The sequence below is a fragment of the Cellulomonas sp. ES6 genome (assembly GCF_030053835.1).
GTDB lineage: Bacteria > Actinomycetota > Actinomycetes > Actinomycetales > Cellulomonadaceae > Cellulomonas.
The window spans coordinates 2,807,335-2,820,179 of sequence record NZ_CP125655.1; the positions used below are offsets into that span (position 1 = coordinate 2,807,335).

The 12,845-nt window shown below is 70.6% G+C and carries 14 protein-coding genes; 8 read left to right on the plus strand and 6 right to left on the minus strand.

Annotated features, from left to right (window positions below; translation table 11 throughout):
* Nucleotides 1-72: 72 nt before the first annotated feature.
* Nucleotides 73-291, minus strand: coding sequence for a DUF2180 family protein (locus P9841_RS19185; protein ID WP_502848915.1), 219 nt, complete (start codon nt 289-291; stop codon nt 73-75).
* Between the two features lie 32 nt (nt 292-323).
* Entirely contained in the window at nt 324-650 is a 327-nt protein-coding gene (locus P9841_RS13035; protein WP_283319082.1) for an ArsR/SmtB family transcription factor, read from the minus strand.
* A 90-nt stretch (nt 651-740) separates the two neighbouring features.
* Between P9841_RS13035 and arsD the strand changes: the two genes are divergently transcribed.
* The 3 genes from arsD (at nt 741) to P9841_RS13050 (ending at nt 4,484) form a co-directional block, all read left to right on the plus strand.
* A complete protein-coding gene (gene arsD, locus P9841_RS13040) occupies nt 741-1,115 on the plus strand; it encodes an arsenite efflux transporter metallochaperone ArsD (protein ID WP_283319083.1) in 375 nt (124 codons plus the stop codon).
* A complete protein-coding gene (arsA, locus tag P9841_RS13045; RefSeq protein ID WP_283319084.1) occupies nt 1,106-2,923 on the plus strand; it encodes an arsenical pump-driving ATPase in 1,818 nt (605 codons plus the stop codon). Before arsD ends, arsA begins: the two co-directional genes overlap by 10 nt.
* 94 nt (nt 2,924-3,017) lie before the next feature.
* On the plus strand, nt 3,018-4,484 hold the full coding sequence (locus P9841_RS13050) for an arsenic transporter (RefSeq protein WP_283319085.1): 1,467 nt from the start codon (nt 3,018-3,020) through the stop codon (nt 4,482-4,484).
* Nucleotides 4,485-4,546: 62 nt separating this feature from the next.
* Here P9841_RS13050 and P9841_RS13060 read toward each other — a convergent pair whose 3' ends face one another.
* Complete coding sequence (locus P9841_RS13060; protein ID WP_349306896.1) at nt 4,547-6,355, minus strand: FAD-dependent oxidoreductase; 1,809 nt, start codon at nt 6,353-6,355, stop codon at nt 4,547-4,549.
* Nucleotides 6,356-6,573: 218 nt separating this feature from the next.
* On the opposite strand from P9841_RS13060, the gene P9841_RS13065 reads away from it, so the two are divergent.
* The 5 genes from P9841_RS13065 (at nt 6,574) to P9841_RS13085 (ending at nt 11,115) form a co-directional block, all read left to right on the plus strand.
* On the plus strand, nt 6,574-7,548 hold the full coding sequence (locus tag P9841_RS13065) for a PstS family phosphate ABC transporter substrate-binding protein (RefSeq protein WP_283319086.1): 975 nt from the start codon (nt 6,574-6,576) through the stop codon (nt 7,546-7,548).
* Between the two features lies 1 nt (nt 7,549).
* Nucleotides 7,550-8,512, plus strand: coding sequence for a phosphate ABC transporter permease subunit PstC (gene pstC, locus P9841_RS13070; protein WP_283319087.1), 963 nt, complete (start codon nt 7,550-7,552; stop codon nt 8,510-8,512).
* The gene (pstA, locus tag P9841_RS13075) at nt 8,512-9,411 is read left to right on the plus strand and encodes a phosphate ABC transporter permease PstA (protein WP_283319088.1); all 900 of its coding nucleotides are present in this window, start codon (nt 8,512-8,514) and stop codon (nt 9,409-9,411) included. Before pstC ends, pstA begins: the two co-directional genes overlap by 1 nt.
* A 110-nt stretch (nt 9,412-9,521) precedes the next feature.
* Entirely contained in the window at nt 9,522-10,313 is a 792-nt protein-coding gene (pstB, locus tag P9841_RS13080) for a phosphate ABC transporter ATP-binding protein PstB (protein ID WP_283321953.1), read from the plus strand.
* Nucleotides 10,314-10,329: 16 nt separating this feature from the next.
* Nucleotides 10,330-11,115, plus strand: a complete 786-nt coding sequence (locus P9841_RS13085; RefSeq protein ID WP_283319089.1) for a winged helix-turn-helix transcriptional regulator — start codon at nt 10,330-10,332, stop codon at nt 11,113-11,115.
* Here P9841_RS13085 and P9841_RS13090 read toward each other — a convergent pair.
* Genes P9841_RS13090 through P9841_RS13100 form a run of 3 tightly spaced genes read right to left on the minus strand, consistent with a single transcriptional unit; the run spans nt 11,081 to nt 12,831 of the window.
* Nucleotides 11,081-11,989, minus strand: a complete 909-nt coding sequence (locus P9841_RS13090) for an arsenate reductase/protein-tyrosine-phosphatase family protein (RefSeq protein WP_283319090.1) — start codon at nt 11,987-11,989, stop codon at nt 11,081-11,083. The two genes, P9841_RS13085 and P9841_RS13090, sit on opposite strands and share 35 nt — an antisense overlap.
* 34 nt (nt 11,990-12,023) lie before the next feature.
* On the minus strand, nt 12,024-12,371 hold the full coding sequence (locus P9841_RS13095; protein WP_283319091.1) for an ArsR/SmtB family transcription factor: 348 nt from the start codon (nt 12,369-12,371) through the stop codon (nt 12,024-12,026).
* Between the two features lie 40 nt (nt 12,372-12,411).
* Complete coding sequence (locus tag P9841_RS13100; RefSeq protein ID WP_283319092.1) at nt 12,412-12,831, minus strand: arsenate reductase ArsC; 420 nt, start codon at nt 12,829-12,831, stop codon at nt 12,412-12,414.
* Nucleotides 12,832-12,845 lie beyond the last annotated feature (14 nt).

A 12,845-nucleotide genomic window follows, 5' to 3' on the forward strand; every position in this document is an offset into this window, starting at 1 on the left:
GTGACTGGTCCGTCCGGGTCGAGGCGCTGAGCGTCGACCCGGACGGAGTTGCGCGAGTGCGACAGGCGGGCGCTACACCAGCGACGGGCGCTTTCCTGCGGCTTCGCACGTGGAACAGCACAGCGATCGTCCATGCGGCAGGTCTCGCGGCGCTGGACCCGGGCTCGCGGTGCGCGGTGCCGGCACCGAGCAGACATTGACGTGGTGAGCACACAAGCCGGCGCCGCACTGGCTGCACACGCCAACGGACGTGGACGTGACGCCCTCGCGGGCGCACTCGAAGCACTGCATGTTGATCTCCTTGGTCGGTGAGGTGGTGCCGATCAGTCGCTGCACGCGAGCCGAAGTCGGGGGGGCGTCTCGAACGCCGCAAGCCCCGGCAGGACGCCCGAGGATGCGGCGAACGCACCGGGAGCGAGTCGATACCAGGTGAATCGCCCTTCGGCCTCGCCGACGACCGCTCCTGCGGTGCGCAACTGCTTGAGGTGGTGGCTGATCGTCGTCTGCTTCGCGCCCGTGATGTCCACCAGGTGGCAGGTGCAGAGCTGCTCCTGAGCGAGCGCGAGGACGATCTGCAGGCGAAGTGGGTCGCTGAGTAGCGCGAACTCCGCTGCCAGTTCGGTCGCGGTCAGGTGGGCGGTCGTGGGCATGGCTCGAGAGTACACATCAACCTGAGTTGATATCAACATGAGTTGATGCAATGGTGGCTACATCAGCTGTCATCGATACAAGGAGTTGTCGTGCCTGTCGTCGAGGTGTTTGACCCCCCGATGTGCTGCTCGAGCGGCGTGTGTGGGTCCGATGTCGACCCAGCCCTGAGCCGGTTCGCTCGCGACCTCGAGTGGCTCACCGCCCACGGTGCCAAGGTCAGTCGAGCAACCCTGTCGCAGGAGCCCGGCAAGTTCGTCGAGAACCCCGCCGCCAACCGCGTGCTGACTGAGCAGGGAACTGCGGGGCTCCCGCTGGTGATCGTCGACCAGGCCGTACGGGTGACGGGCCGCTACCCACGGCGTGAAGAGCTCGCCGAGTGGACCGGAATCCACGCCGCTCCGTCCGCGCAGCAGACGGTGTTGCCGATCGGTGGCGCATGCACCCCTGGAGACGGGTGCTGCTGACGATGTCGAACGCCACGATTGAGACGCGAGCGACCACTGCGCTACGGGGCCTGCTCGCCTCACCCACCTCGTTCCTCTTCTTCACCGGCAAGGGCGGCGTCGGCAAGACATCGACCGCGTCCGCGACCGCGGTCGCCCTCGCGGATGCCGGGCGGCGGGTCCTGATCGTGTCCACCGACCCCGCGAGCAATCTGCGTGAGGTCCTCGGCGTCGAGGCCGTCGCAACCGCCGCGGTCGGCGTCGCAGGAGTCCCGGGTCTGGACATGCTCGACCTGGACCCCACGGCGGCGGCCGAGACGTACCGAGAGACAGTCGTCGCCCCCTACCGAGGGGTCCTGCCCCCCGACGTGGTCGCGCAGATCGAGGAGGAGCTCGCAGGGCCGTGCACCGTCGAGGTGGCCGCGTTCAACGAGTTCGTTTCCCTGCTGACCCGACCGGATGTGCTCGACGCGTACGACCACGTGCTCTTCGACACCGCGCCGACCGGTCACACGCTGCGCCTGCTGAGCCTGCCCGCCGCATGGGATGGGTTCCTGACTACGACCACCACCGGTATCACGTGCGTCGGTCCGGTGTCGTCGCTCGGCCAGGCTCGCGCCGCCTACGCGAGCGGCCTGGCAGCCTTGCGCGACGGCACGCGGACGACTGTCGTGCTCGTCGCACGCCCTGAAAGGCCCGCGATCGAGGAAGCGGCGCGCGCCGCGCACGAGCTCGCCGCGCTGGGCATGACCCACCAGCGGCTGGTCTTGAACGGCGTGCTGGGCGATCCGGGTGACGATCCCGTCGCCGTCGCCCGCCACGCCCGTGAAGCTGACAGCTTGAGCGACTTGCCACGCAGCCTGGAAAGCGTCAGGAGCATCGACGTTCAGCCGCTCCTGACTCGCGCCCCTCTGGGGATCGATGGGCTGCGGGCCGCGCTCGGACCGATAGCCGAAGCGCCTGAGGCACTCACAGCTCGCGGCGCGGCCAGCACCGATTTCCGCTCGCTCGCCGAGCTCGTCGAGTCCGCGGCTGCCGCTGGCCCGGGGATCGTGATGACGATGGGCAAGGGCGGCGTGGGCAAGACCACCGTCGCCGCTGCGGTCGCGGTCGGTCTCGCGGCCCGGGGGCTGCCGGTCACCCTCACCACCACCGACCCCGCGGCGCACGTCGATGATGTCCTGGTGGATCCGCCGCCGAACTTGCGGGTCACCCGGATCGACCCGGGAGCTGTGACGGCCGCCTACCAGGACCGGGTCTTGACCGCTTCCCGTGACCGACTGGATGACGCCGGTCTCGACCTCCTGGCTGAGGACCTGCGCTCTCCGTGCACCGAGGAGGTCGCGGTGTTTCACGCATTCGCGGAGACGATCGCCGAGGCCGAAAACCGCTGGGTCGTCGTTGACACAGCACCGACGGGGCACACGTTGCTGCTCCTGCAGTCGGCCCAGGCGTTCGGAGCGCAATCGTCCGTCACGCGTCCCGGCGGCGCCGCGGTTGGCGACGCTGCGGTTCGGCTACAGGGCCGGCTCGCTGACCCCGATCACACCAGGATCGTGCTGGTCACACTCCCGGAGGCGGTCCCCGTGCACGAGGCCACCGCCCTGCAACAGGATCTCCAGCGCGCCGGGCTGCACCCGTGGGCCTGGGTGGTCAACGCCACCTTGGCGGCTTCCGGGACGCACCACCCGGTGCTTCGCGGGCGCGCCGACGCCGAGCACCGGTGGATCGAGGTGGCGGTGCACAGTTCTGCCCGCCCACCGGCCGTCCTTCCGTGGCTTCCCAAGCCCCCGGTGAGCGTCGAGGGCCTTTCCGTGTTGCTGACCTGACCTGACCTCAACGACGCCCCCTTGCCACCGTCGTGGCGCCCGGCTGACCGAGCCGGGCGCCACGGCTGCGCCCGCTCGTCCTTCTGGAGACCTGATGCTGCTGGCCCTGATCATCTTCCTAGCCACGCTCACGTTCGTGATCTGGCAACCGCGCGGCCTCGGAATCGGATGGAGCGCGCTAGCCGGCGCCGGCGCGGCCCTTGCGACCGGGGCTGTACACCTCAGCGACGTGCCCGACGTGTGGTCGCTGGTCTGGAACGCCACACTCACGTTCGTCGCGGTGATTCTCATCTCGCTGGTCCTAGATGAGGCAGGCACGTTTGAGTGGTCGGCGCTGCACGTGGCCCGCTGGGGCAAGGGTGACGGTCGCCGGCTCTTTACCTTGATCGTCGTACTGGGTGCGGCTATCGCGGCTGTGTTCGCGAACGACGGTGCGGCCCTGATCCTGACGCCGATCGTGTTCCAGATGCTGCTCGCGCTGAGGTTCAGCCCGGTCGCCTCGTTCGCGTTCATCATGGCCACGGGGTTCGTAGCCGACACCACCAGCCTGCCCCTTGTGGTCTCCAACCTCGTGAACATCGTCTCGGCTGACTTCTTCGGCATTGGGTTCGCCCGGTACGCCCTGGTGATGGTGCCCGTTTCGCTGGTCTCGCTCGCCGCGACCCTCCTGGTGCTGCGCGTCTTCTTCCGCAAGTCGATCCCCGGCCGCTACGACGTCGGGGATCTCGGTCTGCCGCAGGACGCGATCCGCGACCCCCTGGCTTTCCGGGCGGGCTGGGTCGTCCTGGGTGTCCTGCTCATCGGATACTTCGCCGCTGAACCGCTCCACGTCCCGCTCTCGGTGGTGGCGTCGCTGGCCGCCTTGAGCATCATCGCGGTCGCCGCAAGGCGACCAGCGTTCCTGTTCAAGAGGACCGCACGGCGTGAGCGTGCCCACGAGCAGGTCGTGGCCACTGGCGGGAGCGCGACTGGGCCACGCCAGACCAGCGGAGACATGGCCTCCTTCACGGGCCATGTCGGCGTCGACGACGCGGCGGGCGGCGGCGCCGGCGTCGGCGCCGTCGAGAGTCGGCCCATCGCGGTGTGGTCGGTGATCCGAGCTGCGCCCTGGCAGGTTGTGCTGTTCTCGCTCGGGATGTACATCGTGGTCTACGGATTGCGCAACGCCGGGCTCACCGACGCCTTGGGTGAGGTCTTCGCGGCGATGGCCGGTCACGGCACCCTCGCGGCCGGGACCGGCACCGGCTTTCTGGTCGCCGGTTTGTCCTCCGTGATGAACAACATGCCCACGGTGCTGGTCGGCGCCCTCGGCATTGACGCGGCAGGGGTGACCGGGGTGCCGCACGAAGCGATGGTCTACGCCAATGTGATCGGCGCGGATCTAGGCCCCAAGATCACGCCGATCGGGTCGCTGGCGACCTTGCTGTGGTTGCATGTCCTCGATCGCAAGGGCATGCACATCGGTTGGGGGCAGTACTTCCGCATCGGGATCGTCCTGACCCTCCCCGTCCTCGCTGTGACGCTTCTGGCCCTGGTGGCCTGGCTGACCGTCCTGAGCTGAACGGACACGCAGGAAAGCGGGGCCACCCAGGCCGGATGGCCCCGCTTCGGGCGTCTGTGGCGTCAGGGCGCGAGCAGTTCGTCGACCAGGACGCGGACGCGCCGGTCGAGGTGGTCTCGCAGACCGCGGATGCCGTCGAGGGTCCACCCGGCGGGGTCGGGCAGCGCCCAAATCTCGACGTGCGGATGTCCAGGCAGTTCCAGCCCCGGCTTGAGCGCGACGATCACGTCGGCCTGCGCGGCGATCTCGGCGGTGATGAGGCGAGGCGTCTCGTCGTGACGGTCGATCCCGAGCTCGTCGAGGGACGCCAGGACAGTTGAAGACACCGCGTCGTCCGGCTCGGTGCCGGCCGACAGCACGGTCAGGCGGTCTCCGGCGTAGGCCGCGGCCAGTCCCGCGGCCAGCTGGGACCGGCCGGCGTTGTGGACGCAGACGAACAGCACCGCGGGCTTCCGCTCGACGGCCTCGCGTCCCAGCGAGGCGCGCTCGGCCTCGAGCCGGTGCCCGGCGACCCACGCCTGGGCGGCGACCTGGACCGCATCCCAGGGCGACCCGAGCGGCGGGGTATAAGCGAGGTCCAGGTCGGCCATGCTGGCGACATCCATCTCGTGGAACAGCGCAGCGGCGAACGTGTCCACACGCTTGGCGGTCTGGGTGGTGCGGGTCCCGACCAGCTGGGCGCCGAGCAGGCGGCCCGTGGTGGCGTCGCCGGTGATGCGGATGCTGATCGGCGCCGCGCCGGGGTAGTACCGCTTGTGGTCGTCCGGCGTGCTGGCGGTCGTCACCGGGTGGAAGCCGGCGGCGGTGGCCTCGTGCTCGCGCAAGCCGGTGCGGGCGGCGACGAGGTCGAAGACCTTGACCACCTGGGTGCCGACGCTGCCGGCGAACCGTGCCCGGCCGCCCACGGCGTTCTCTCCGGCGACCCGCCCCTGCTTGTGGGCGGTGGTGCCCAGCGGCAGGTAGCTGGTGCCGAGAATCCGGTGGTGGGTGACCACGCAGTCGCCGGCCGCCCACACCTGCGGCAGCCCGGTGGACATGTCGGGTTCGACCAGCACCGCACCTCGCGGCCCGGTCGTCGCGCCGGCCCCGACGAGCAGGCCGGTGTCGGGTTGAACCCCGACGACGACGAGGACCAGGTCGACGTCCCAGGACATCTCCCCGTCCGAGCCGGTCGCAGCCACGTGCAGCCGCGCGCCGGTGCCCGTCCCCCGCTCGACGTGGGTGACGGTGGTCGCGGTGCGGACGTCGACACCGTTGCGCACCAGCTCGGCCCGGATCAGTGCCCCGAGCTCGGGGTCGACCGTCGGCAGCACCTCGGGCAGCGCCTCGACCTGCGTGACATGGACGCCGCGAGCGGTCAGCCCTTCGGCCATCTCCACCCCCACGTACCCGGCGCCGACAATCAGCGCCGAGCGCACGGTGCGCTCATCCAGCGAGTCGGTGAGTGCGAAGGTGTCGCCCATGGTGTGCAGCAGGTGCACCCCGTCGGCGGTGCGGAGCCCGTCGAGGCCGTGGATCGGCGGGCGCACCGGGACCGCGCCGGTCCCCACGACGAGCGCGTCGTACGGCAGCCAGCGCTCGCCGTCGTCGGCGTGACGCACCTGCAGCCGCTGCCCCTCGGCGTCGATCCGGGTGGCGACGGTCTCGAGCAGCAAGTGGATCCCCGCGGCGTCGAGCTGCTCGCGAGTGCGATGCGCGAGGTCGTGCCAGTCCGGCACGTCACCGGAGATGTAGTACGGGATCCCGCAGATCGAGTAGTTCGGGTAGGCGTCGGCGACCACCACGGTCACCTCGGCCTGCGGGTCGAGCTCGCGGGCGCGCAGCGCGGCGCTGATCCCGGCGTCCGAACCGCCGACGACGACCAGGTGCATGGACGTTCCCTTCTGGGCTGAGGATCCTGCGGGCAGTCAACACGACGTCGGTGAACCACAGGTGGCGGGCCGCCGGAGCGCGAGTCCGCACGCAACGATAGACAGACGTCTACTCATCGGCGTTCGTTCATCTCGGGTTCACCTGGAGTTCGTGTAGACGGTCTTCTATCGATCGCGTCCCGCCCGGGACCCATGCCCTCGATCAGACAGGATCCGACGTGTCCTTCCCGCGCCAGCTCCCTGCCGCCGTTGCCGGTGCAGCGGCCCTCGTCCTCGCGCTGACCGCGTGCGGCGGCCAGCAGTCCGGTTCCGCCTCCGGGCCCTCCGGCTCCGGCAACGGCCTGAGCGGTGAGGTCGTCATCGACGGGTCCTCCACGGTCGAGCCGCTGAGCTCCGCCGCCGCCACCCTGTACCGCGACGAGCAGCCGGGCGTGAACGTCACGGTCGCCACCTCGGGCACCGGCGGTGGCTTCAAGCGCTTCTGCGCCGACGAGACCGACATCTCCGACGCCTCCCGCCCGATCAAGGACGAGGAAGTCCAGGCGTGCGCCGACGCCGGCATCGAGTACACCGAGATCGTGGTGGCCAACGACGGCCTGTCGGTCGTCGTGAACCCGGAGAACGACTGGGTGGACTGCCTCACGGTCGAGCAGCTCGCCACGATCTGGGGCCCGGAGTCCGAGGGCGAGGTCACCTCGTGGCAGCAGGTCGACCCGTCCTTCCCGGACGAGCCGCTGGAGCTGTACGGCGCCGGGACCGACTCGGGCACCTTCGACTACTTCACTGAGGCGATCAACGGTGAGGAGGGCGCGATCCGTGCCGACTACTCCCCGTCGGAGGACGACAACCTGACGGTGCAGGGCGTGACCGGTGCGACCGGCGGCACGGGCTTCTTCGGCCTGTCCTACGCGGAGGAGTACGCCGACCAGATCAAGCTGGTCGGCGTCGATGGCGGCGAGGGCTGCGTGGTCCCGTCCACCGAGACCGTGCAGGACGGCACCTACGTCCCGCTGGGCCGCCCGCTGTTCATCTACGTGAACAACGCCAAGTACGCCGACAACGAGGCGCTGCGGAACTTCGTGGACTTCTACGTCGCGAACAGCGAGCAGGCGGCCACCGACGCCCTGTTCGTCCCGCTGACCGACGAGCAGCGTCAGACGGCCCAGGACGAGCTGGCCGCGCTGGTCGACTGACGTGACCGCCACGCAGCACCTCCGGAGCGGCCCTGCCGAGCAGGGCCGTTCCGGCCTGCCCGCCGACTGGGGCCTGGGCCGGACGCGTTCGCGTCACGGCGAGACCGTGATCCGCCTCCTGCTGCGGGCGGCGGCGGGGCTGTCGGTGCTCATCACCGCCGGCATCGTCGTCTCCCTGCTGGTCCCGGCGATCGGATTTTTCCAGCAGGTATCGGTTGTCGAGTTCCTGACCGGGACCCGCTGGGCCCCGCAGTTCGCCGACCCGTCGTTCGGAGTGCTGCCGCTGATCACCGCCACCGCGTGGACCACGCTGATCGCCCTCGCCGTGGCGGTCCCGTGCGGCCTGGGTGCGGCCGCCTACCTCGCCGAGTACGCCCGCCCTCGGGTCCGCCGGATCCTCAAGCCGATCCTTGAGCTCCTCGCAGGTGTCCCGACGGTCGTCTTCGGGTTCTTCGCGCTGAGCTTCGTCGGCCCGGCGCTGCGCGACTGGCTCGGCATCGACGTCGGGACGTTCTCCATCCTGGCCGCAGGGCTGGTGATGGGGGTGATGATCATCCCGACCGTCGCCTCGCTGTCCGAGGACGCGATGAGCGCGGTGCCCCACGCGCTGCGTGAAGGCTCTGCGGCGCTGGGATCGAACCGGATGCAGACCACGCTGCGGGTCGTCTTCCCGGCGGCGCTGTCCGGGATCGTCGCCGCAGTGGTCCTGGGCATCTCGCGGGCGATCGGCGAGACGATGATCGTCGCAATCGCCGCCGGCGCCCGGCCCCAGATGGTCACCGACCCGACCATGGAGGGCGCCACCATGACCGGGTTCATCGCCCGCATGGCGCTCGGGGACTCGCGGGTCGGTTCCCTCGAGTACGACACCTTGTTCGCGGTCGGGCTGCTGCTGTTCCTGCTGACGTTCGTCGTGAACCTGATCAGCATCCGCCTCGTGCGCCGGTTCCGGCAGGAGTACTGATGACCGCCACCACCACCTCCCGCGCCCAGGCACTGCCGATCGGGCAGCACTCCCGGGAACGCAGCCCTGGCGCGACTCTCTTCCTCGTTCTGCTCTGGGCGAGCCTGCTCGTCGCGTTCGCGACGCTGGTGACCCTTCTGGTCAGCACGATCATCGAAGCGGGCGACCGCCTCGACTCGACCTTGCTCACGGAGTACCCGTCGTCCCGCCCAGAGGAGGCCGGTGCCCGGCCGGCCATCCTGGGCTCGCTGTGGGTGATCGGCACCACGGCGGTCCTCGCGGTCCCGCTCGGGATCGCCGCCGCCGTGCACCTGGAGGAGTTCGCCGACCGGCACAGCCGCTTCAACCGGCTGCTGGAGCTCAACATCCAGAACCTGTCGGCGATCCCCTCGATCATCTACGGGATGCTCGCGATCGGGACCCTGTCGCTGATCGGGGTGCAGAACAAGAACATCGTCATCGGCGGAGCGCTCGCGCTGGCCCTGCTGATCCTGCCGGTCATCATCATCTCGACCCGCGAGGCGCTGCGTGCCGTGCCCCGCGAACAGCGCCAAGCGTCACTCGCGCTGGGCGCCACCGAGCTGCAGACGACGTGGCGCGTGACGCTGCCGGCCGCGGTCCCGGGCATCTCCACCGGGACGATCCTGGCGCTGTCGCGGGCCCTGGGCGAGGCCGCACCGCTCCTACTGCTCGGCGCGCTGGTGTTCATCTCCTTCGACCCAAACGGGCTTCTTAGCGGCTTCACCACCATGCCCATCCAGATCTTCGGGTGGACCAACAGCCCCCAGGCCGGGTTCCGCGAGCTGGCTGCCGCCGCGTCGGTGCTGCTCGTGGTGATCCTGCTCGCCATGAACGCGCTGGCGATCATCATCCGCAACCGGTCCCAGCGTCGCTGGTGACCCCGCTCCCCGAGGACTGCGACATGACGAGCACCACGACCGGGCGCGACGTGCACCCGGACGACACCGGCTCCCTGGACGCCCGGCCGCGCGCCGGGGCGCACCGGGAGATCCCCGAGACCCCTTCCCCGGTCCTCGAGTGCGAGGACGTCAGCGTGTACTACGGCCCGTACCAGGCCGTCCGGGACGTCTCCCTGACGTTCGGGCTCAACGAGATCACCGCGCTGATCGGCCCCTCCGGGTGCGGCAAGTCCACCATCCTGCGGTCCCTGAACCGGATGAACGACCTGGTCGACTCCGCGCGAGTGGCCGGCTCCGTGAGGTACCACGGTCAGGACCTCTACGCCAAGGGTGTGGACCCGATCGAGGTCCGTCGCCGCATCGGCATGGTGTTCCAGAAGCCGAACCCGTTCCCCAAGTCCATCTACGACAACGTCGCCTACGGGCCTCGAGTCACCGGAATGCGCCCGTCCTCGATGGACGACCTCGTCGAGGAGGCGCTGACCCGGGCTGCGCTGTGGGACGAGGTCAAGGACAAGCTCAAGCAGAGCGCCTACGGGCTGTCCGGGGGGCAGCAGCAGCGGCTGTGCATCGCCCGCACGATCGCTGTCGAGCCGGACGTGATCCTGATGGACGAGCCCTGCTCCGCGCTCGACCCCATCGCGACGCTGCGTATCGAGACCCTGATGGCAGAGCTGCGCGAGCGCTACACGATCGTCATCGTCACGCACAACATGCAGCAGGCAGCACGCGTCGCCGATCGGACCGCCTTCTTCACCGCCGACGTCGACGATGCCGGTGAGCGGCACGGAGTGCTGGTCGAGTTCGACACGACAGCCCGGCTGTTCGAGAAGCCAGCCGACCAGCGCACCGAGGACTACATCAGCGGCCGGTTCGGCTGAGACCCCGGAGGGGACCATGAGTGCCACGACGACGCGGCGGCTCAGCACGCCGCAGTCCCGCCGAGCCGAGGGCGCCGTGCGCGCCTGGCGGCGCGAGGGCGCGGCCGGGACGGTCGGCGTGATCGACCCGGGACACGCCCTGGACGACGGCCTCACCCGCGAGCTCGCGGGGGTCGACCTGGTGGTCCTTCGGTGCGCCGACCCGATCGCCGCGCTCGTGCGGTTCGCCGTGCGGCCGGTGCAGGTCGCCGTGCTGCTCGCGGACGACGACCAGCCGGGGGTCGGTCCGGTGGTCCAGGCGTTACGCGCCGAGCTGGCGCTGCCGGTGCTGCTGGCGTGGGACCCGGCGGGCGGGCTCCCGCCGGCCGACGCAGTGCTCGCCGGTGCGCTGCCCGTGCTGCGCCTGCCGCTGGAGCTCGACGACGTCCTGGCGCGCCTGGGCGAGGTGTGGCCGGCGCGGCCGCCCGGCGGGTCCGTACTGTCGGCAGGTGACCTGGTCGTCGACCCCGGCGCGTACGAAGCGACCTGGAGCGGGATCCCCTTGGGGCTGGCCCGCCGTGAGATGAACCTCCTGCTCGCCCTGGTGCAGAGCCCGGGCCGGGTGGTACCGCGCGAGCAGCTGTGGCGCCTGTGGCCGTCCACCTCCGACCAGGACGGCAACCTGGTAGCCGCGGTCGCGCGCCTGCGCCGGCACTTCGCCCGAGCAGGCGCCCCGGCAGCGATCGGAACGGTGCGTGGACTCGGGTACCGGCTGGAGGTGACCGCGCTCAGCAGCTCGGGGGCCGCGAGTCGATCTGCGTGAGCAGCCCCAGCACGCGCCACTCGAGGTCGGTCACCACCGCCTCGATGTCGACGCCCTCCACGGCCGGGTCGAGGACGTCCCAGTCCAGGTAGTGCCGTCCTGGGTAGACCGGGCACGCGTCACCGCACCCGAGGCTGACGACGTAGTCCGCCGCTCGCACCACGTCGTCCGTCAGCGGCTTGGGGAACTCCAGGGCCATCGACCAGCCCCGGCGGGTGATCGCCGCCACGACCGCCGGGTCGACCGCCGCCGCCGGTGCCGAGCCGGCGGTGCGCACGGCGACGGTCTCACCGGCGTGGTGGCGCAGCGCAGCCGCCGCGATCTGCGATCTGGCGGCATTGCGGATGCACACGAACAGAACCTCCGAACCGCGACGGGGAACCCTGCCCTCGCCGCGGGCGAGCGAGCTCAGGCGGTCGCTCGCGAACCGCGCAGCCAGGACAGGCAGGTGCTGCGCCACCCTCGCCCGGCGCGAGAGCAGGTCGTAGCTGTCGTGGACGTACCGGGCCACGGTCTGCTCGCTGAAGACCCCACGGAAGGTACCGGCGAGGTCGGCCGCGACCCGGTCGAGCGCCGCGGCGTGCGTGCGGACTGTCGCGAGCCCGGGCGGTGCGGCGGGCTCTACGACGGACCCGAATCGCATGTACGCATCAGCGGTGGCGGTGTACCGGCCGCCTGCACCCGTACCGGTCTGCTCGACGAGTCCGACGGTCAGCAGACGGTCCAGGCACGCCTGCACCGTCCGGGAAGAGACACCGGGGCCGACGAGCTCACCAGGGCCGGCGCCACCGCGCGCATCGGTCATGACCAGCGTGAGGACCTGGAGCGCGTCAGGGTCGCCCAGGACGAGCGCCTGGTCAGCGGCAGTCGTCACCGCAACCACGACCTGAGGTCGGTTGGAGCGATGGTCAGCGCAAGAGGTCCGCGATCGCGGCGAGACGGTCGGGGACGATACTGAACCACGCCTCGCGTCCCACCGGCTCCCGGGCGAGCACGCCGGCCTCGACCAGCATCGACACGTGGTGGCTGATCGTCGGAGACCGCAGCTCGAGCGCCGCCGCCAGGTCCTTGACCCGGGCGCGCCCGTCGGGGCTGTGGTGCACCATGCTCAGCAGCTGCAGGCGAGTGGGGTCGGACACCGCCCGCAGCACGCTCGCGGTCCGCTCGGCCTCCTCGCGGGCGAGCACCAACCGGACAGTGCGCAGCGGCGGCGCACCGGAGTCGGTGCGCCGCTCGTCTGCTGCGGAGGTCGGCACCCATGGAGCGTACCTGCGCCTTCTGGACCGGTCCTGAGGATCAGGCGACCTGCTGGACGCCGAGCTCGTCCAGCAGCACCTCGATGCGGCGGCGGATCTCGTCGCGGATCGGGCGCACGGACTCGATGCCCTGGCCGGCGGGGTCCGCCAGGGCCCAGTCCTCGTACCGCTTGCCGGGGAAGATCGGGCAGACGTCGCCGCAGCCCATGGTGATGACCACGTCGGAGGCCTGCACGGCGTCGGTGGTGAGCACCTTGGGGCGCTCGGCGCGGATGTCGATGCCCTCCTCGAGCATCGCCTCGACCGCGATCGGGTTGATCTGGTCCGCAGGCATCGAGCCGGCGGACCGGACCTCGACCGCGCCGCCCGACAGGTGCCGCAGGTAGCCGGCGGCCATCTGGGAACGGCCGGCGTTGTGCACGCAGACGAACAGGGCGGAGGGCTTCGTGGTCTCGCTCATCGGGGTCTCCTCAG